The sequence below is a fragment of the Salirhabdus sp. Marseille-P4669 genome, from assembly GCF_900240405.1.
Taxonomy (GTDB): domain Bacteria; phylum Bacillota; class Bacilli; order Bacillales; family Alkalibacillaceae; genus OEQK01.
In genome coordinates this window covers 120,752-139,328 of the sequence record NZ_OEQK01000009.1, presented here as the reverse complement: position 1 = coordinate 139,328, position 18,577 = coordinate 120,752, and the positions used below count along the sequence as shown (strand labels likewise).

The window sequence follows — 18,577 nt, the reverse complement described above, 5'->3', positions numbered from 1 at the left end:
ATGCTCGCATTTGACCATCTAGTTATCTATTCCAGCAATATCCAAGATTCTATAGAAGCTTTTCAAAAAGAATACAACCAATTTGTCTTACCTGGCGGGCACCATGAGAACTGGGGGACCTACAATTATATAGCTTATATGCATAATAATAGCTACATCGAGTGGTTAGGCATAGAAGATATTAAGCGAGCAGAGGCATCAGATAATCCTCTTATTCAACAGACCGCCAATGCTTATTACAGCAATCTAGAAGGACCAATACAGTTTGCATTTCGAACAACAGATATGGACCGCTTTATTCATTACTATCAAAACCAAAGGATTAAGTTTAACGGGCCTTATCCAGGTAGTAGAAAAAGACCAGATGGGTCCATAATGAAATGGCGGATGCTATTCCCAGTCGATGATTCTTTTGATGGCATTCTCCCGTTTTTAATTGAATGGGAAGGAGATGGAAACCGTCCAAATGACCGATCCAAAATAAACCAAACTACTTTTTCAAAAATCAGGATTGGTACAAAGCAAATAAAAAATAGCACATCGGTTTTTAAAAGGCTTTATATGCTAAAGGATGATCCACGACATACGGAACCAGAGTGGCAAGTAGAAAACGGGAGCATTCATCTCGTTCAAAACATCAGTCTTGAAGCCCGGTTTGAACACATTAGCTTGAAGAGGTAAAAGGAATATCCGTAACCATTTTTATTTTTCCATTGTTTTCATAAAAACTATTGTACTGTATAATAGCTATATTCAATTTTCGAAATTTTTACCCAATACATATTAAGGGGGAGCTATAGATGACAACGACCTACTCAGAGGTTTGGGATTTAGAAAGTATCTTTCCAGGAGGAAGTGAATCCCCACAGCTTCAGGAACATATTTCAAAATTAAAGGCAATGAACCTTTCCTTTACTGACAAAGTAAACAGTTTTAACACACCTACTACAGCAAATGAAAGTGAATCAGTAGTAGAGCTTATTACCCTAGCTGCTGAGGTAATGAAATATTTAGATCAAGCGAGTTCATTCGTTGGCTGCTTAGAGGCACAAAATATGGAAGATCGAAAAGCAAATGTACTTCGCAGTGAAGTGACAACGATTGAAGCGAATTTTTCCACTGCGTTTACAGCTTTTCAACAGAAATTAGCAGCTACAGACGAAACGGTTTGGGATGGTCTCTTTGAAAACAAACAGCTAAAGGAATTGGAATTTGTATTAAATGAATGGCGCAAGGAAGCGAAAGAAAAACTGTCCGAAAAAGAAGAAGCTTTGATTTCTGCCCTCTCCGTTGATGGCTATCATGGATGGGGTCAAATGTATGACACGATCGTGGGCGCTATGACGATCCGTGTAAATGTTGATGGTGTAGAAAAAGAGCTATCGGTTGGGCAAGCAAATAATCTTTCCTCTCATGCCAATCCAGAGGTACGTAAAGAGAGCTTCGAAAGGCTAGAAGATGCTTGGGGAGAGAAGGAGGAGCTATTTGCGAAAACATTAAATCATATTGCAGGATTCCGGTTAAATGTTTATGAAAAGCGCGGATGGGATCATGTATTAAAAGAGCCGCTTGATTACAATCGCATGCAACAAACAACTCTTGATGCCATGTGGGGAGCAATCGCGAAAAACAAGCAACCTTTTGTGGAATATTTGAATCGCAAAGCATCTATGTTAGGGAAAGAGAAGCTAAATTGGTATGACCTAGACGCACCAATTTCAAGCTCCAATGAAACCATTTCCTATAATGACGGAGCTCAATTTATTTTGAAGCATTTTTCGAAGTTCGGACCGGAAATGGCAAGCTTTGCAGAACAAGCTTTTGAGAACGCTTGGATTGAAGCGGAAGATCGACCCGGAAAACGCCCAGGAGGTTTTTGTACTTCTTTACCGGTACAAGAGGAGTCCCGTATTTTTATGACGTATAATGGATCTGCTTCAAGTGTGGCTACACTCGCGCATGAGCTTGGGCACGCCTTCCATTCTCATACATTAAAGCCAATGCATCCCTTAAATCGAAATTATGCAATGAACGTTGCGGAAACGGCTTCCACATTTGCGGAGATGGTCGTTGCAGATGCATCGGTTAAAGAAGCTGCTAATGAAGAAGAAAAGCTTTCTTTGTTAGAGGATAAATTACAACGCAGTGTTGCTTTATTTATGAACATTCATGCCCGCTTCTTGTTTGAAACAGCATTTTATGAAGAGCGAAAAAATGGCGTTGTGCCAGCAAGCCGCTTGAATGAATTAATGGTGGATGCACAAAAAGAAGCTTATGGAAATGCATTGGAGGAATTACATCCTAGATTCTGGGCTTCGAAGCTTCATTTTTATATTACCGACGTTCCTTTCTACAACTTCCCTTATACGTTCGGCTATCTATTTGCATTAAGCATTTATGCAAAAGCTTTAGAAGAAGGTACGGCATATGAGGAAAAATATATGGCACTCCTTAGAGATACAGCTATTATGCCAGTTGAAGAGCTCGTGATGAAGCATTTAGGAGAAGACATTACGAAAGAAGCATTTTGGCAAAAAGGAATTGACCTTTGCATTGAAGATGCTAAGGAATTTCTCGAGCTAACAAAATAAAATCAACTTGTAAATTATTCACTAGGGGAATTCAGATTGTCTATGTCTGTAGTGTTGGAGGAGACAGACATAGACACCTATAAAAAAGGGTGAGGGATATGTTTACACTTAAAGTCGACCATCAAGTTGAGCTAAAGCTTTTAGTTCAACGGGATGCGGAGGAAATGATTACTGTTGTTGATGAATCAAGAGACTATTTAAGAGAGTGGCTCCCATGGGTAGATAACATGCAAGTAGCAGAAGATTATCATCCAGTTATACAAATGTGGCTAGAACAATTTGCGAAAAACGATGGATTCCAAGCTGGGATACTGTTTGAAGGTAAATTAGTTGGCATGGCTGGCTTCCATGGGGTCGATTGGAGAAATAAGAAAACCACTATCGGTTACTGGCTTGCAAAAGGGTATCAAGGAAAAGGAATTATGACAAGGGTAACGAAAGCACTTGTAGATTACGCTTTCGAAGAACTTCAATTAAATCGCGTTGAGATCCATTGTGGCGCTGAAAATCAAAGAAGCCGGGCAATTCCGGAACGATTACACTTTCAACAAGAAGGCATATTACGGGATGGCGAATTTTTATATGATCATTACCACGACATCGTCGTTTATGGAATCCTTGCGAGAGATTGGAAAGCATCCTACCGAAGCAAAAAGGACTAGGTTCACCGACCTAGTCCTTTTCCTATTACTCTTTACCGCCAAGTTGCATGATATACTCTACAACGTTATTTACCTCATGTTCAGATAAGGTGCCTTCAAATCCAGGCATTCCACCACTACCTTCATTTACTTGCTTAATTAGTGCGTCCTTATCCGTAATCATCGAACTGTTTTGTAGGTTTGGTCCATTGTGTCCACCTACACCTTCTGCACCATGACAAGCAAGACAGTTATTCTCATAAATAACCTTACCGTTCTCCACTGCTGCAGACTCGTCATGCTCGTCTTTATCTGCCTCTTCATGGTTTTTATCTACATCACTTTCCTCTGTTTGACCTGCTAAAGTCGCTTTGTTGATTGCGTCTTCTGGTATGTCTTCAATCGAAGCATATTTCCCTTCTAGTGAGAAGGTATAAATTTTATCCCCGTGTGTTGTACCAGCAAGGGAGTTTCCTCCAGAGAAAATGCTAATATATTGTTTGCCATCTACTTCATACGTAATTGGTGGCGCATTAGCACCTGCATCGGTCATGAATTCCCACAGTTCGTCACCATTTGTTGCATCATAAGCTAAAATGCGACCGTCATTGTGACCGGTAAGCAATAGATTTCCTTTGGTTGTTAACAATCCACTATAAGCGATGGTATCCCAATCCTTCTGCCATGCAATCTTATTCGTTTTAATATCAATGGCTGTTACAGTACCTCGGAATGGTGCTTGCTCCACAGGCTGCCATACACTACCAATCCATTCTTTTCCTTGTTCAAATTTATTTGCCTCATCTTCTGCATAATGAGCAAAAGCAAAGTAATTATCATTTCCAAGCACATAAAAATATTCTGTATTTGGGTTATAGGCAGATGGTGGCCAGTTCCCTCCACCTTGTGGGGATGGCTTTAACGTTAATGGCTCATCCCAGAATGGTGTAAAGATATCACCATATTTCCCCTCAAAGTTAGGTATATCTCGTTCAATATCCTCTTTTGTAACACCTTGTGGTACAAAAGCATCTCCAATAGGGAATGGCTGAGTTGGCGATGTTTTTTGTTCCGCAAGCTGTGGTACTTCTTTTTCTTCAATACCAATTAAAGGTTCTCCATTCGTACGATCTAATATATAGAGCCAGCCTGTTTTACCAGCCTGTGCAATTCCTTTCTTCATTTCCCCATCCATTTCTACATCAAATAAAACGACAGGGTTGGCTGCATCCATATCCCAAATATCGTGGTGAACTTCCTGGAAATGCCAGCGGTATTCACCTGTTTCCGCATCAAGTGCTAAGACAGAATCCGTAAATAGGTTGTCCCCTTCACGATTACTTCCATCTAAGTCAGGAGATGTATTTCCTGTAGAAAAGTAAATCAATCCTAGCTCTGGATCAATAGCTGGAGTTTGCCATACTGGTGCTCCACCTTTTTCCCACGCATCGTTATCTTGTGGCCAAGTCTCGTGTCCTTCTTCTCCTGGTGCAGGTATGGTGTGCTTACGCCAGATCTCTCTACCTAATTCCGCGTCGTATGCTGCAACGAAACCTCTAATTCCATATTCTCCACCTGCAACTCCTGTATAGACTTTTCCATTATAATATAATGGTGCTGATGCAATGGTGTATCCTTTTCGCCAATCTTCTACTTGTGTCTCCCATACAACTTCACCCGTTTTTTGGTCCAAAGCGACAAGATATCCATCAAGTAAGGATACAAACACTTTACCTTCCCCAATTGCCACACCACGACTAGTCCATCCACAGCAAACCGTATTTAATCCTTCGGCAAGCTCAGGATGGTATTCCCAGATGACTTCTCCTGTTGTGGCATCTAGGGCAGCCACATCAAATGCCCCAGTGATGGTAAACATAACACCATCATAAACAATTGGTGTCGCTTCTGCTGAGTATTTAAATTCCTTTCCGGAACCTAAACTTGTCACCCATTCTACCTTTAAGTCACCTACATTAGAGGCATCGACTTGGTCGAGTGGTGAGTACCTTCCATTAAAAATATTTCCTCCGTTCGTAATCCAGTTCGTCGATGGAGGAGCGGTTAAATCTTCCGCGCTAAAACTTGGTGCAACTTCACCTGGATAATCCATATGTTGTACAGAATTATGCCTTGATAAACCATCTACCTTTGGTTCATTTACATCTGTTTCTTCTTGTTGACTCTTCTCTTGTTGATTTGCTTGATCTTCCTTTTCAGATGCCGTGTCAGGACCCATAGCTTGGTATATAAGTACACCGGCAACTATTGCGACTAAAACAAGTGCAATGATCCATACACTTCTCTTCACATTAAGAGCTCCTTTCCTTGAAGTAAAATAATTTCCTTTGTAATTTGCCCGAATATGAAAAATTTAGTCCAATTACCTATTAAAAAAAAGAGATGGAATTTTCCATCTCCCATCTCTACTTCATTTGAATTTTTTTTCATAATAGTAAAAGGGCGCTTCCTTTCCCTCATTTATTCTTTGTTGGACAAACTCATAATTCGCCTTTTCAAATAGCTTAACAGCCCCTTTATTCTTAGAATAAGTGTCTGTTCGAATGAGGTGGACCCCATTTTCTAACGCTATTTCTTCTGCAGCTTGATAAAATTTCAATGCAATCCCTTTTCCACGGGTTTTCGGGTCTACAGCTAGTCGCTTTATGCAGTAATATGGTCCGTTGTATGTCCAATTTATGTCGTTATACTCCTGATGCCCATAGTTACTAATACACGCTACACCTAGAATACGATTATCTTCCTCGTAAACAAAAAGATTGCTCTCTTTTATATCTCCTTCATAATGAGCTGCTAAAGGATAGCTTTCGTCCCATTGTTCATTGCCCTCCTTTTGCATAATTTCCCTGGATTGATTTTCGATCTCCATTATTTTAGATAGATCCTTATATTCAGCGTGTCGTATCATCTGCAACACCTCTTAGTTGATTATTCCTTATAAATCATTTTCTTCGTCATTCCACCATCAATTGTAAGATTTGCACCGTTAATAAACTCGTTATCCTCTTGCGTTAAATAAAGACAAGCTTTTGCAATGTCCATTGGTTTTCCTACACGGTTTGAAAAATGTTGGGCATGATCTCGTTTGGTTAAATGCTCATATCCCTCCGTTTCAATCCACCCAGGGCTAATACTATTAACCTGAATATGGTCCTCGGCAAAGGAGGCTGCTAGAGCATGTGTTAAAGCAATACTTCCACCTTTCGTAGCTGCATAAGCCTCCGAATGCTTCTCCGACATAAATGCCCGAGTAGAAGCCATATTAACAATTTTACCTCCACCAGTTTTCCTCATTGCCTTTGCCGCTTCTCGTGCGCATAGGAACTGCCCTCTCAGGTTGGTTTGAATGATACGATCCCATTCGTCCACTGTCATTTCATAAGGGGACCTCCAAACCGAAATTCCCGCATTGTTTATTAAAATATCAAGCTTCCCAAATTCAGCTAACGTTTTTGCAACCATCTTTGCGATATCTTCCGGTTTACGTACATCGGTTAAGCAAAAGATTGCCTCTCCACCACCCTCATTAAGGTTCGCAACCAGCTCTCTACCATTCACTTCGTCTATATCAGCTATAACGACTTTAGCATTTTCCCTTACATATTCGAGTGCAACTTGTCTACCAATTCCATTACTTCCTCCAGTGACGATTACCACTTTCTCTTCAAATGACATATCCACCATCCTCTACTTACTTCTTATTGTAACGTACTATTTCAATAGTCTCACTTCTGTTAAAGTATGGCCAATTCCTTCTACTCCCCATTCCAATCAAATTCACGATTTTTTAAACCAATTTCTTCACTTTCAAACGCTTATTACATCATTTTGAGTTACACTGCCGTTTGTTAAATAAAAATGCAGAAGAATCGATATACGATTCTTCTGCACTTATGCTCTTATTTTTTTTCTTCCCTATCGGCTTCCATTGAATCCGGACGTTCTGCATCTACACTGTCTTCAACAGGATTCTTTTCATTTTCAGTACTTTTCTCTTCTACAGTATCTTCTAACAGCTTATCAATTGGATCTTCAGACTTATCCAAGTCTTCTTTTGCCTCTTGTACTTCTTCTATATGTTCTGTATCTTTGTTCAAATTACGGCCTGATAGGAACCAACCACCAACAGCAATAGCTAGTAATACACTCCAGAATATGATTTTCCAAGTTGCGCTATGTGGGAAGTGTTCATCAATAATTTGAATTTCATGGTGTCCTAACGTAATAACCGCAAGTTTAACCCCTACCCATGCAACGATTAAATATGCAGTTGTTTCCAATCCCGGGCGTTCTGCTAACAACCTTGTAAACCATGTAGCAGCAAATTTAATTAACACTAAACCTGCAATACCACCGGCCACAACAATCATAAATTGACCTGTGTCCATACCCCCAAAGTGTCCCAAACCAGAAGGAGGTAACGTTACGGCTAATGTAACCGCAGCAAGAATAGAGTCAATCGCAAACGCAAGGTCTGCCACCCCAATTTTTGCAACCGTTCCCCAGAAACCGTTTGCCCCTTTAATCTCTTTGTCGTGATGATCTTCCTTTTTAAAGTATTTTTCAAATACATGCTTTAATCCCAAATAAATAAGATATGCGGCACCAATTGCTTGAACTTGCCATACCCCCACTAAGAAGGAGATTGCAAATAAAGCTGCAAATCGGAAGAAAAACGCTCCTATAATACCATAACTAATTGCTCGATTCTTTTCTTCTTCGGGAAGGTGTTTCGCCATAACTGCTAATACTAACGCATTATCAGCAGAGAGAATACCTTCTAGTCCTATTAATATTAATAATGTCCATCCATACTCTAACCAAAGTTCCATGTAAGAGCTCCTTTCCTCTTATAAAGGTGTGTTCATTCTTGGTAAAGGTCCGCTTTGTTTTACTTTTCCTTTAGCGTTTCACGAAATTGGAAAATATATTGCTACAAAAAAATGGGACGTATACCATGTCCATCATGGTATACGTCCAAAATAAAACAAGACCTCTACCATAATGGCAAAGGTCTTGCTAACAACACCGTGGGTTGCCAATAAAACCGAGAGCATTTGCTCTGAATTGACGATTTTATTGTTAAAGCTACTCCCCTTTGAATAATATTTATCTTACCACCTATTAAAAAAGGTCGCAACAATTTTTTTTCAATTGTACACAATTTGTTTTAATGCACTAAAAAACTGCTCCATGTCCTCACGGTTTCCAATCGTTAATCGAATGTATTCGTTTATATGTGGCTTATTAAAATAACGTACATAAATCCCCTTATTCTTTAGCTTTATATATAACTCTTCCGCACTAATTTGACGCGGTTTAATAAAAAGAAAGTTTGTGCTTGAATCCAGTACTTCGAAGCCTAACTGCAACAGCTTATCTTTCGTTTCGTTACGCTCGGATATAATTTTGTTTTTTGTCAATTGAAAGTATGCTTCATCTTCCATTGCAGCTTTTGCTCCAGCTAAAGCAAGACGATCCATTGTATAGGAATTAAATGAGTTTTTAATTCGATTTAATCCCTCAATTAAATCAGCACTCCCCATCGCAAATCCGACCCGTAAACCAGCTAATGATCTGGATTTCGATAAGGTTTGAATTACTAATAGATTATCGAACTTACTCAAAAGCGATACAGCAGATTCGCAGCCAAAATCGACATAGGCTTCATCAATAATAACAACCTTTTCACTGTTGTTTTTGAGTATTTCTTTTATCTCCTCCAGTGATAAGGCCAATCCTGTTGGGGCATTGGGATTTGGAAAGATTACCCCACCTTCCGATTGAAAAAAGGAATCTACCGGGATTGTAAAATCTTCCTTTACTGGAACGAGATCATATTTAATATTAAATAACTTCGCATAGACAGGATAAAAGCTGTACGTAATATCCGGGAAGCGAATTTTTTCATCCTGATTAAAAAAAGCCATGAAGGAAAAAGCGAGCACTTCATCCGAACCATTCCCAATAAATAGTTGATCCCGTTGTAAATGATAATAATTCGCAATCGTATCTCTTAATTCGTCCACTGTCGGCGAAGGGTATAATCTTAATTCATCATTGGTCGCTTCTTTTATTGCTTTTAAAACATTCGGTGATGGCGGATACGGATTTTCGTTCGTATTTAGCTTTACAACTTTGGTTTGTGGTTGTTCCCCTGGTACATATGGGTCCGTATCTTTTACTAACCTACTCCAATACTTACTCAAACCAATCCCTCTTTCTCTACCAACCGTAATTTCAACGCTTCTGATGCCTTTCCGTTAACACCTGCTTAATATCTTGTATCGAAATTCCTTGCTCAATCATTAAAACTAGAGAATGATAAATCAAATCTGAAAACTCATTCACCAGTTCCTTTTTATCCCGATTTTTGGCACCTATGATTACTTCACTCGACTCTTCACCTATCTTCTTTAAAATCTTATCTAAGCCTTCATGGAATAAATAATTCGTATACGAGCCTTCGACAGGATGATCCCTTCGATGTTCAATAAGTTTATATAAATACGAGATGATATCGCGATTTACAATTGGTTCCTCTTCGGTTAATTCAATATTTTGAAAGAAACAGCTTTCCTCACCTGTATGACAAGCAACTCCATTTTGGACTACTTCCACTAATAATGTGTCCCCATCACAATCATAGCTGAGCTTTTTTACCAATTGTGTATTACCGGAGGTCTCTCCTTTATTCCAAAGCTGCTGACGAGACCTACTATAGAACCAAGTTGTTTTGGTTTCCAACGTTTTTTGCAAGGATTCTTTGTTCATATATGCTAGCATCAAAACCTTACCGGTCTGAATATCTTGAACAATTGCTGGAACTAAACCGTTCTGATCAAATTTTATATCATCTATTTGAACTGTCATTGCGTATGCGCCTCACTTCAATACCGTTTTCGTATAAGTATTCTTTTAATGCCATAATATTTATTTCTCCATAATGAAATACAGAAGCCGCTAATGCCGCATCTGCACTTCCTTCTTTCAATACATCTAGGAAATGCTGCATTTCTCCTGCTCCACCAGAAGCAATAACTGGTACATTCACACCCTCTGAAATTCTTTTTGTAATGTCCAAACTAAAGCCTGTTTTCATCCCATCGGTATCCATTGCATTTAACACGATTTCGCCTGCACCTAGCCTTACTCCTTCAAGTGCCCATTCCAAAGCATCTTTTCCCGAATCCACTCTGCCTCCATTTAAAAACACAGACCAATTTCCTTGTTCGTTTCTTTTCGCATCAATGGATAATACTACACATTGACTACCAAACTTTTGAGCTGCCTCGTAAATGATTTGCGGATTCTTGACTGCTGCACTATTCACCGATACTTTGTCTGCACCTGCATTTAATACTTTCCGAAAATCCTCAATCGTACGGATACCTCCACCCACTGTGAAAGGAATATGGACTTGCTCAGCAGTTTTTTCTACTACTTCAATGAAGATATCCCGATCCTCATTTGAAGCAGTAATATCGTAAAAAACAAGCTCATCTGCACCTAGCTCACTGTACATTTTTGCTAAATTTACTGGATCATCAACATCCACTATATTTTGAAATTTTTGCCCTTTTACCACCCGCCCACCTCTTACATCTAGGCATGGTATAATTCGTTTTGCTAGCATTAAACGTTCACCTCCTTTAATGCGTCCTCTAAATTGATATTCCCTGTATATAACGCTTTCCCAACAATAGCTCCGTAAACATTTCGTTGGGCTAATTGCTGCACATCGCTAACTGTAGTAACACCACCTGAAGCAATTACATTCATGGATACATGCTCATTCATCTTTTCTAATTCACGAAAGTTCGGCCCTGCTAACATGCCATCCTTTGCAATATCTGTATATACAATTGTTTGAACCCCAATTTCCTCTAATTGTTTGGCAAAATCCAGCGCTTTTAAATCACTCGTTTTCGTCCATCCATTTGTCGCAACATAGCCATTTTTTGCATCAATAGACACCGCAATGGTTTCTTTAAACCGTTCCACTGCAGCTTGCAAAAAGCCCCGATCTTTTATCGCAGCGGTACCTAGTATTACCCTTGACACACCAATTTCAACTAGTTTTTCAATTGCTTCAATGGATCGGATACCACCACCAACTTGTACGGGGAGCATCGTAGTTTCTACAATGGATTGAATAATACGTAAATTTTTGAAGGTACCTTCAAGTGCACCATCTAAATCCACAACATGGAGAGCCTCTGCACCTTTATTTGCCCATTTTTGCGCCATTTCCACTGGATCCCCATACGTATTCTGTTTTCCATAATCCCCTTGAATTAGCCGCACACATTTTCCATCTCTAATATCGATTGCAGGGTAAAGAATCATGAAATCAGCTCCCCAAAGTTTTTCAACAATGTCATTCCAGTCTCACTGCTCTTTTCTGGGTGAAACTGCATGCCATAAATATTGTTTTTCTGTACTACTGCTGGAAGTTTAATACCGTAATCAGAGAAAAATACTATTTCTTCTTTGTTTTTCGATGCAACATAATAAGAGTGAACAAAATAGGTGTATTCTGCATTACCGATTTGTTTGCCAATGCCTTTATCTGGATTATAGTTTGGGCCGGGAATTAGATTATTCCATCCCATATGGGGAACTTTTAGGTTATCGTTAAACCGTATCACTTCACCTTCAAGGAACCCTAAACCATCCCATTCTCCATTTTCATAGCTCTTTTCATAAAATAACTGCATCCCTAGACAAATTCCTAATATGGGTTTTCCAAATTGCACATTTTTCTTGATGCTATCAACAAGACCAGACTCGTTTAAATGATTCATCGCATCTTTAAATGCCCCTACTCCAGGAAGTATTAATGCATCACTATTGTTGATTTGGTCGACAGTTGATGCGATTTGTGTCTGAAAGCCTAATTTTGTTAGGGCATGATAAACGCTTTTTAGATTACCTGCCCCGTAATCGATGATGGAAATCAAGGTAGTCCCCCCTTTTTTAGACTATATGGATACTTTTTGATTCCTTCTCTGTGTCGAACTTGAAATTATCTTATAGCAGCCCCTTCGTAGACCGCACACCCTGTATTCTTTCCTGAACTTCCGTTGCTCGGTCAATCGCTCTGCCCACACCTTTAAAAATAGATTCAATAATGTGATGACCATTTTTTCCATATAGTAAATTAATATGGAGTGTGATTTCTGCGTGGTTTACAAATGCTCTGAAAAATTCTTCTACTAATTCCGTATCAAACTGACCAACTTTTTCCACAGGTATATCCACATCAAAGTGCAGGTATGCTCTTCCGCTAATATCTAATGCGATTAAAGACAATGCTTCGTCCATTGGCGAGTGCTCGGTTGCATAACGAGTAATCCCATTCTTATCACCGAGTGCTTCTTTGAAAACCTTTCCTAATACAATCCCTACATCCTCTACAGTGTGATGCAGGTCCACCTCTAAATCCCCGTCACATGTCACATCCAAATCCATAAAACCATGACTAGAAAGCAGTGTTAACATATGATTGAAAAAGCCAATGCCTGTTTTGATTTGGCTTTTTCCCGTACCATCAACATTTAATTGTAAATCTATCGATGTTTCCTTTGTTTCTCGTTTCTGTTGAGCCTTTCTCATTGTATTCACCTCTCTGATTTATACACTCATCCTTGCAAGCTCCTGCTCCATCTTATTTAGTAAAGGATGGATCGTTTCCGTTTTGGTTTTAAAACTCGCTTTATTAACGATTAATCTAGCACTTATATCACAGATGTCTTCTATTATTGCGAGGCCATTTTCTTTTAGTGTTCTACCCGTCTCCACAATGTCGACAATGACATCGGAGAGACCAATTAGAGGTGCTAATTCGACCGAGCCATTTAACTTAATGGTTTCAACGGAAATTCCTTTTTTCTCATAAAATGCCTTCGCTACATTCGGATACTTGGAGGCAACCTTTAATTTTTGATTCGGATTAATCGGTTGTACAGATAAACCTGCTACGGCAAACTTACATTTCCCAAAACCAAGGTCCAATACTTCAAACACGTCTGCTTCACTTTCCATTAAGGTGTCCTTCCCGATTACACCAATGTCAGCGGCACCATTTTCCACATAAGTTGCGACATCGGTTGCCTTTACAAGCACGATTCGAAAGTTGCCGCTTTCATCATCAAATATTAATTTTCTACTCCCTTTTTCCAATTCTGGGAATTCAATGCCGATTTTTTGAAAGATTTCAACTGTAAACTCTTCTAATCTTCCTTTTCCAAGGGCAATTTTCACAACATCCACAATGGGGTCCCCCTATTCCTTACAAGATTATAGTAATAGCCCTTTTAATAAATCCTCACTCGTGTTATAAACCACTTGTTCATCATTTTTGTTTACACAAATAAATTGCTGATTTTGTATTGTAATGATTGTTTCGATTCCTCTTCTTTTTAACTCCTTTATAAATACATCTGCGTCCTCTATAGGAATAACATCTGTTTCCACAATTAATTGACTTTCTCTTAATCGATCCGCTAATCGTAACGCTGCCTTTCTATCATTCTCGGAAAATAACACAAAAGCTTCGGTTTGATTGACGAACGTGGCTTGATTCGTATTTTTTTTGATTACATCTAAAACATCATCTAAATAAAAACCAAATCCAGTTGCTGGTAGCTCTGATCCAAACTGCTTTGTTAATTGATCATATCTACCACCGATTACGATCGGTTTTCCATAATTTTTTATATAGCCTTGGAAGATGATGCCCGTGTAGTAATTCAAATCATTAATCATACCTAAATCGATGGATAAATATTCTTCGAAACCAGCTTCTACTAGTTTGTTATATACCTCTTCTAGATGACGAAGCTCTTCCTTCATCTTATTATTTAACGCTAAAGATTCGGCCTGTTGGATAACCTCCGTAGGGTTTCCGTACAATAGAGGCATGGAAAGTATCACCTCTTTATATGCAGCTTCAATATTTGTTGTATCTAATATTTGTTTTAGCTCTGATACATTTTTTTGTTCAATACGCTTCCGAATTTCTCCCTCTTGTTCAACGGAAACAGCACTTCTAATCATTAATTCCTTAAAATAATTTGCCTGTCCTAGGTCGATTTTAAAATCTACTATTCCTAATCTTTTCAGTGATTGAATGGCTAGTGTGATCACTTCTACATCAGCTTCACTACTTTTGTTACCAAATAGTTCAATTCCAGCTTGTGTACGCTCTCGGTTTGTAATACTTTGCTTGTCATCATTCATTCGGAACACATTTGTAAAATACGAAACTTTAAAATAAGAATCTTCTTTTTTGTCAAAGGTAGCGACCATACGCGCGATTGGTATCGTTGCATCTGGGCGTAACACTAGGATTTTCCCATCCCGATCCACGAGCTTCACCATTTTTTCACGATCGATTGTACCGTTTATCTCGAGAAATAAATCGTAATATTCAAAAATTGGTGTCTGAACCTGGCGATAACCATAGCTTCGATATAGCAATTGAAGCTTTTGGATTAGACTTTCTTTTATCTCTAAATCATTTGCATGTATATCGGATACACCTTCTGGAAGCCTTTTTGTTCCATTCCCCAACACCATCACCCTTTATCACATTATCAATTTACCACTTTAACAAAATAAAGTTATAGTGTATTGTAATAATAATAAGACTTTTCGTCAACTGATATCCATACAATTTATGGAGAATTTATAATAATTAGGAGTGAATAGCATGTATGATTTTCACGTACATAGTAACTTTTCCGCAGATTGCGAGATACCGATGGAGGATATGGTCCAATGCGCCATTCAAAAAAAAATAAAAGCATTATGTTTTACAGAACATATTGATTATGATTATCCCGATTCATCTATTACCTTTTTGTTAGATTATGAGAACTATTCAGCTAGTATTAAAAAGATGCAACAGAAATATGGAGACCAAATTACAATTCGGAAAGGGGTTGAATTAGGTGTACAGCCACATGTTCTGGAGGATTATAAGAGGATTGTAGAAAAAGAGTATTTTGATTTTATTATCCTGTCTATGCATACGACGAAAAAACTAGATTTGCACTCTGGTCAATTTTTTGAAAACAAGAGTCTACACCAAGCATATGCAGAGTACTATACGGAATTACTTCATTGCATTAAACAGTTTAAGGAATACTCTATACTCGGACACATTGACTTAGTAAAACGCTATAAATACGAGGAAGGCGTTCACCATTTTCTTGATTATATTGAGGAAATTTTTAAAGTAGCAATCGCAGATGGAAAGGGTATTGAGATCAATAACTCCGGATATCGTTACGGAATGAATCGCGGTATGCCGAGTGAGGATATTTTGCAGCTGTATAAAGACATGAATGGGGAAATTATTACGATTGGGTCGGATTCGCACTCGCCAGAAAATATAGGTACACATTATAAGGATTCTATAGAGCTGTTAAAAAAAATAGGATTTCAATATATAGCCACCTATCAAAATCAAAAACCGATTTTTCAGAAAATATAAAGAAAGGATGTCCAATCATCTGGACATCCTTCGTTTACATAAAGTTGTTTTATTCTTTTTCCTTGTACTCAAATTTTCCTAAACTAACTGCAACGACAAGTCCGATCGCAAATGCTACAATGCTTAAAATGGACTTTCCTACTTCCCGCTCAAATCCTGGGAATATAACAACGATAGAACCAATTACCATACCAATAATGATGGCAAAAGTGTAAGCGTGAAAATTTTCTAAAAAGTAGCGAATTATTTTACTGCATAATACAATACCTAAAATAACACCCACACCAACAATTCCAATTACAACTAGATTTATATCCTTAACAGCTTCCATAATGGTCGCATACGTACCAATAAGTAATAGAATAAAGGAACCACTGATACCAGGTAGAATCATAGCCATACTAGCAATAAACCCTGAGAAAAACAGACCGATTAAAACCGAAACATTTGTTGTATCTAGTGTAACCCCTTCAGTTGGGTCTTTAAAAAAGACTAATGACGCAATAGCTAATGCAGCAATGATTAGAAATACAAAATGACTTCCCTTAAATTTCGTTTTTACATCTGCTTGCTGAAATAAGAATGGCAATACACCAATAATGAGGCCCATAAAAAAGAAAAACGTTTGGTTTGGATAATGCTCCAGCAACCATGTAACCACATGACTAATTGTTAATAACGCAATTCCTATCCCAATTCCAAGTGGTATAAGAAATCCTAATTGTTTTTTCCAATTACGAGTGAAAAAGCCGTTAATTGCTTCAATTAAGCGATCATAAATCCCTAATATAACAGCGATTGTCCCTCCACTTACACCAGGAACGGTATCACTAGCCCCCATTAATAACCCTCGAAAGATATTTTTCCATTCAAACATATATTCAATGTCTCCTTTAGTTGTCCGATTCACATTTCCTTACTATTTTATCAGAATTCATTAAATGTAGAAGGATTATAATAAAAAAACTTTCATGATTTTTATCATGAAAGTTCATCTAATGCTGTTAACAACACTTGTGGTACTTTGTTTATTGGGTGTTCTATAATTTCTGGCACCGTTTCGTACACTTTGCTTAACGTATCTTTTTCAATTACTTCCTCAATGGAGCCCACCTTTTCAATACCACCATTGTTTAATAAAAGTAATTGATCACAAAATTGAGATGCTAGGTTTAAATCATGCATCACCATAACTACCGTTAAACCAGCTTCTTTCTGCCATTTCTTTACGAGCTGGAGGACGACAAGCTGATGATGGATATCTAGATAGGTCGTAGGTTCATCAAGAAGCAGCAGCTTTGGCTGTTGAACCATCGCCTTTGCGATTGCAACCCGCTGTCTTTCTCCTCCACTAAGTGTATCTAATAGTTTTTCTCTTAATGAAGTGACGCCTGTTTGTTCCATCACACGCTCCACAATTTCTTTATCCTTTTTTCCTTCTCTTTCATACCAATGAAGATGTGGATATCTCCCCATCATAATCGTATCTTCAACAGATAAAGGGTAAGTTGGTAAACCACTTTGAGAAAGGACCGCCATTTCCCGTGCTAGCTTTTTTTGAGAAATAGATGCAAGCTCTTTATTGCGAAGCATTATTTTTCCAGAGGATGGCTCTATCAAACCGGAAATTATTTTTAATAATGTAGATTTCCCAACACCATTAGGCCCAATAATTCCAAAACAGGTGCCCTCCTTCACTTGGAAGGAGATATTTTTTAGTACCACTTGCTCTTTGTAATGCTTTGAAATGTTCTGAACCGTCAGCACCTGCCACCCCTCCTAGAAATAATTTGACTTCCTTTTTCTTAGTAAATAGCCGAAAAATGGAGCTCCTAATATAGCCGTAATAACACCGATTGGTAGTTCCCGTGGCTCTAAAATAGTTCGTGCAATCGTGTCTGCACTAACTAAAAAGATAGCCCCACCAATTACCGATAGGGGCAGAATGAGTCGATAATCGGACCCAAAAGCTAATCGGATAATATGTGGGATTACTAAACCTACAAAACCAATTGTGCCGGAAACAGAAACAGCCGCTCCAGTGAGTAAGGAGGCAACAATCAGTAGAACAATACGGATTTTTTTTACCGATACACCTGAATAGTGAGCCGTTTCTTCACCTAGACCAAGAATATTTATTTCACGTGCTAGTAGTACTGCTATTACGCTAGCAATAAGAACAATTGGTAAAATGACACCATTATAACTCCAATCCGTTAATGCTAAACTCCCCATCATCCAGTACAAAATGGATTGCATCTTCTCATCAGCTAGCGCCATAATTAACGACAGCATGGAGGAAATAAAAGCTTGAACTACAACACCTGCTAAAATTAAGGTTTCCATTTGCATTCGACGATTCACCTTTGCCAAAACATAAACAATAAACAATGTTAGTAAACCGGATAAGAAAGCAACAACAGGTAATGTCCACTTGCCGAATAACAAGATTTCAATTCCAAATAACATAACAAGTGCTGCACCTAATGCTGAGCCTGATGAAACACCTAAAATAAAGGGGTCTGCCAATGGATTTCGCAACACCCCTTGATAAATCGCTCCTGCTAGTGCTAATGCTGCACCAACTAAAATTGCAAGTACAATACGTGGCATTCGAATATTCCAAACTATGGTCTCTGTGGAAGCTTTCCATGTCTCGTCCATTCTGTCACCTATTAACGGTATTTTGGACAGCAGAATTAGAAATACCGTTTTTAGATCAATATTTGCACTTCCAACGGAGACACTAACTAAAACAGTTACTAATAAGATTGCTAGTAATAGAGGCACCCAAAGTAGGAGCCTCCTACGCCAACGGTTCA

The 18,577-nt window shown here is 38.5% G+C and carries 18 protein-coding genes and 1 pseudogene; 4 read left to right on the top strand and 15 right to left on the bottom strand.

The genetic code is table 11. The features are described from left to right. The 3 genes from C1A05_RS16445 (at position 1) to C1A05_RS16435 (ending at position 3,253) form a co-directional block, all read left to right on the top strand. Positions 1 to 681, top strand: a complete 681-nt coding sequence (locus C1A05_RS16445) for a VOC family protein (protein ID WP_102029334.1) — start codon at positions 1 to 3, stop codon at positions 679 to 681. Positions 682 to 800: 119 nt separating this feature from the next. Next, entirely contained in the window at positions 801 to 2,591 is a 1,791-nt protein-coding gene (locus C1A05_RS16440) for a M3 family oligoendopeptidase (protein ID WP_102029333.1), read from the top strand. 98 nt (positions 2,592 to 2,689) lie between these two features. Next, the gene (locus C1A05_RS16435) at positions 2,690 to 3,253 is read left to right on the top strand and encodes a GNAT family N-acetyltransferase (RefSeq protein ID WP_102029332.1); all 564 of its coding nucleotides are present in this window, start codon (positions 2,690 to 2,692) and stop codon (positions 3,251 to 3,253) included. Positions 3,254 to 3,278: 25 nt separating this feature from the next. On the opposite strand, the gene C1A05_RS16430 is transcribed toward C1A05_RS16435, so the two are convergent. The 12 genes and pseudogenes from C1A05_RS16430 to hisZ form a co-directional block, all read right to left on the bottom strand. Next, positions 3,279 to 5,543: an outer membrane protein assembly factor BamB family protein gene (locus tag C1A05_RS16430; protein WP_102029331.1), complete on the bottom strand. Its 2,265-nt coding sequence runs from the start codon at positions 5,541 to 5,543 to the stop codon at positions 3,279 to 3,281. A 120-nt stretch (positions 5,544 to 5,663) separates the two neighbouring features. Then, positions 5,664 to 6,161, bottom strand: coding sequence for a GNAT family N-acetyltransferase (locus C1A05_RS16425; protein ID WP_102029330.1), 498 nt, complete (start codon positions 6,159 to 6,161; stop codon positions 5,664 to 5,666). Between the two features lie 20 nt (positions 6,162 to 6,181). Then, positions 6,182 to 6,928, bottom strand: coding sequence for a glucose 1-dehydrogenase (locus C1A05_RS16420; RefSeq protein ID WP_102029329.1), 747 nt, complete (start codon positions 6,926 to 6,928; stop codon positions 6,182 to 6,184). Positions 6,929 to 7,338: 410 nt separating this feature from the next. After that, positions 7,339 to 8,085 (bottom strand): annotated as a pseudogene (locus C1A05_RS16415) (TerC family protein); the annotation flags it as partial. A gap of 318 nt (positions 8,086 to 8,403) precedes the next feature. After that, the gene (hisC, locus tag C1A05_RS16410; protein ID WP_102029327.1) at positions 8,404 to 9,462 is read right to left on the bottom strand and encodes a histidinol-phosphate transaminase; all 1,059 of its coding nucleotides are present in this window, start codon (positions 9,460 to 9,462) and stop codon (positions 8,404 to 8,406) included. Between the two features lie 31 nt (positions 9,463 to 9,493). Continuing rightward, the gene (gene hisIE / locus C1A05_RS16405) at positions 9,494 to 10,126 is read right to left on the bottom strand and encodes a bifunctional phosphoribosyl-AMP cyclohydrolase/phosphoribosyl-ATP diphosphatase HisIE (protein ID WP_102029326.1); all 633 of its coding nucleotides are present in this window, start codon (positions 10,124 to 10,126) and stop codon (positions 9,494 to 9,496) included. Next, positions 10,107 to 10,889 carry an imidazole glycerol phosphate synthase subunit HisF gene (hisF, locus tag C1A05_RS16400; RefSeq protein WP_102029325.1) on the bottom strand — a complete coding sequence of 261 codons (783 nt, stop codon included), beginning with the start codon at positions 10,887 to 10,889 and terminating at the stop codon, positions 10,107 to 10,109. The genes hisIE and hisF overlap by 20 nt, the downstream gene beginning before the upstream one ends. Then, complete coding sequence (gene hisA, locus C1A05_RS16395) at positions 10,889 to 11,602, bottom strand: 1-(5-phosphoribosyl)-5-[(5-phosphoribosylamino)methylideneamino]imidazole-4-carboxamide isomerase (RefSeq protein WP_102029324.1); 714 nt, start codon at positions 11,600 to 11,602, stop codon at positions 10,889 to 10,891. The genes hisF and hisA overlap by 1 nt, the downstream gene beginning before the upstream one ends. After that, positions 11,599 to 12,216: an imidazole glycerol phosphate synthase subunit HisH gene (gene hisH / locus C1A05_RS16390; protein WP_102029323.1), complete on the bottom strand. Its 618-nt coding sequence runs from the start codon at positions 12,214 to 12,216 to the stop codon at positions 11,599 to 11,601. Before hisH ends, hisA begins: the two co-directional genes overlap by 4 nt. 70 nt (positions 12,217 to 12,286) lie before the next feature. Further along, positions 12,287 to 12,871, bottom strand: a complete 585-nt coding sequence (gene hisB, locus C1A05_RS16385; protein WP_102029322.1) for an imidazoleglycerol-phosphate dehydratase HisB — start codon at positions 12,869 to 12,871, stop codon at positions 12,287 to 12,289. A gap of 18 nt (positions 12,872 to 12,889) precedes the next feature. Beyond that, the gene (gene hisG / locus C1A05_RS16380; RefSeq protein ID WP_102029321.1) at positions 12,890 to 13,528 is read right to left on the bottom strand and encodes an ATP phosphoribosyltransferase; all 639 of its coding nucleotides are present in this window, start codon (positions 13,526 to 13,528) and stop codon (positions 12,890 to 12,892) included. Between the two features lie 27 nt (positions 13,529 to 13,555). Further along, complete coding sequence (gene hisZ, locus C1A05_RS16375; RefSeq protein WP_159462105.1) at positions 13,556 to 14,830, bottom strand: ATP phosphoribosyltransferase regulatory subunit; 1,275 nt, start codon at positions 14,828 to 14,830, stop codon at positions 13,556 to 13,558. 139 nt (positions 14,831 to 14,969) lie between these two features. On the opposite strand from hisZ, the gene C1A05_RS16370 reads away from it, so the two are divergent. Then, on the top strand, positions 14,970 to 15,755 hold the full coding sequence (locus tag C1A05_RS16370) for a histidinol-phosphatase HisJ family protein (protein WP_102029319.1): 786 nt from the start codon (positions 14,970 to 14,972) through the stop codon (positions 15,753 to 15,755). Between the two features lie 49 nt (positions 15,756 to 15,804). Here C1A05_RS16370 and C1A05_RS16365 read toward each other — a convergent pair whose 3' ends face one another. The 3 genes from C1A05_RS16365 to C1A05_RS16355 all read right to left on the bottom strand — a co-directional run bounded on the left by C1A05_RS16365 (position 15,805) and on the right by C1A05_RS16355 (position 18,545). Then, positions 15,805 to 16,632, bottom strand: a complete 828-nt coding sequence (locus C1A05_RS16365) for a DUF368 domain-containing protein (protein ID WP_102029318.1) — start codon at positions 16,630 to 16,632, stop codon at positions 15,805 to 15,807. Positions 16,633 to 16,736: 104 nt separating this feature from the next. Then, positions 16,737 to 17,522, bottom strand: coding sequence for a heme ABC transporter ATP-binding protein (locus tag C1A05_RS16360; protein ID WP_102029317.1), 786 nt, complete (start codon positions 17,520 to 17,522; stop codon positions 16,737 to 16,739). Between the two features lie 12 nt (positions 17,523 to 17,534). Beyond that, positions 17,535 to 18,545, bottom strand: coding sequence for a FecCD family ABC transporter permease (locus tag C1A05_RS16355; protein WP_306373278.1), 1,011 nt, complete (start codon positions 18,543 to 18,545; stop codon positions 17,535 to 17,537). Between the last annotated feature and the right edge of the window lie 32 nt (positions 18,546 to 18,577).

Bases quoted from the DNA above. Each gene is read 5' to 3' on its own strand.
- hisF (WP_102029325.1), bottom strand. From the start codon at position 10,889: ATGCTAGCAAAACGAATTATACCATGCCTAGATGTAAGAGGTGGGCGG.
- C1A05_RS16370 (WP_102029319.1), top strand. From the start codon at position 14,970: ATGTATGATTTTCACGTACATAGTAACTTTTCCGCAGATTGCGAGATA.
- hisB (WP_102029322.1), bottom strand. From the start codon at position 12,871: ATGAGAAAGGCTCAACAGAAACGAGAAACAAAGGAAACATCGATAGAT.
- C1A05_RS16440 (WP_102029333.1), top strand. From the start codon at position 801: ATGACAACGACCTACTCAGAGGTTTGGGATTTAGAAAGTATCTTTCCA.
- C1A05_RS16445 (WP_102029334.1), top strand. From the start codon at position 1: ATGCTCGCATTTGACCATCTAGTTATCTATTCCAGCAATATCCAAGAT.
- hisA (WP_102029324.1), bottom strand. From the start codon at position 11,602: ATGATTCTTTACCCTGCAATCGATATTAGAGATGGAAAATGTGTGCGG.
- C1A05_RS16435 (WP_102029332.1), top strand. From the start codon at position 2,690: ATGTTTACACTTAAAGTCGACCATCAAGTTGAGCTAAAGCTTTTAGTT.
- C1A05_RS16365 (WP_102029318.1), bottom strand. From the start codon at position 16,632: ATGTTTGAATGGAAAAATATCTTTCGAGGGTTATTAATGGGGGCTAGT.
- C1A05_RS16420 (WP_102029329.1), bottom strand. From the start codon at position 6,928: ATGTCATTTGAAGAGAAAGTGGTAATCGTCACTGGAGGAAGTAATGGA.
- hisIE (WP_102029326.1), bottom strand. From the start codon at position 10,126: ATGACAGTTCAAATAGATGATATAAAATTTGATCAGAACGGTTTAGTT.
- C1A05_RS16425 (WP_102029330.1), bottom strand. From the start codon at position 6,161: ATGATACGACACGCTGAATATAAGGATCTATCTAAAATAATGGAGATC.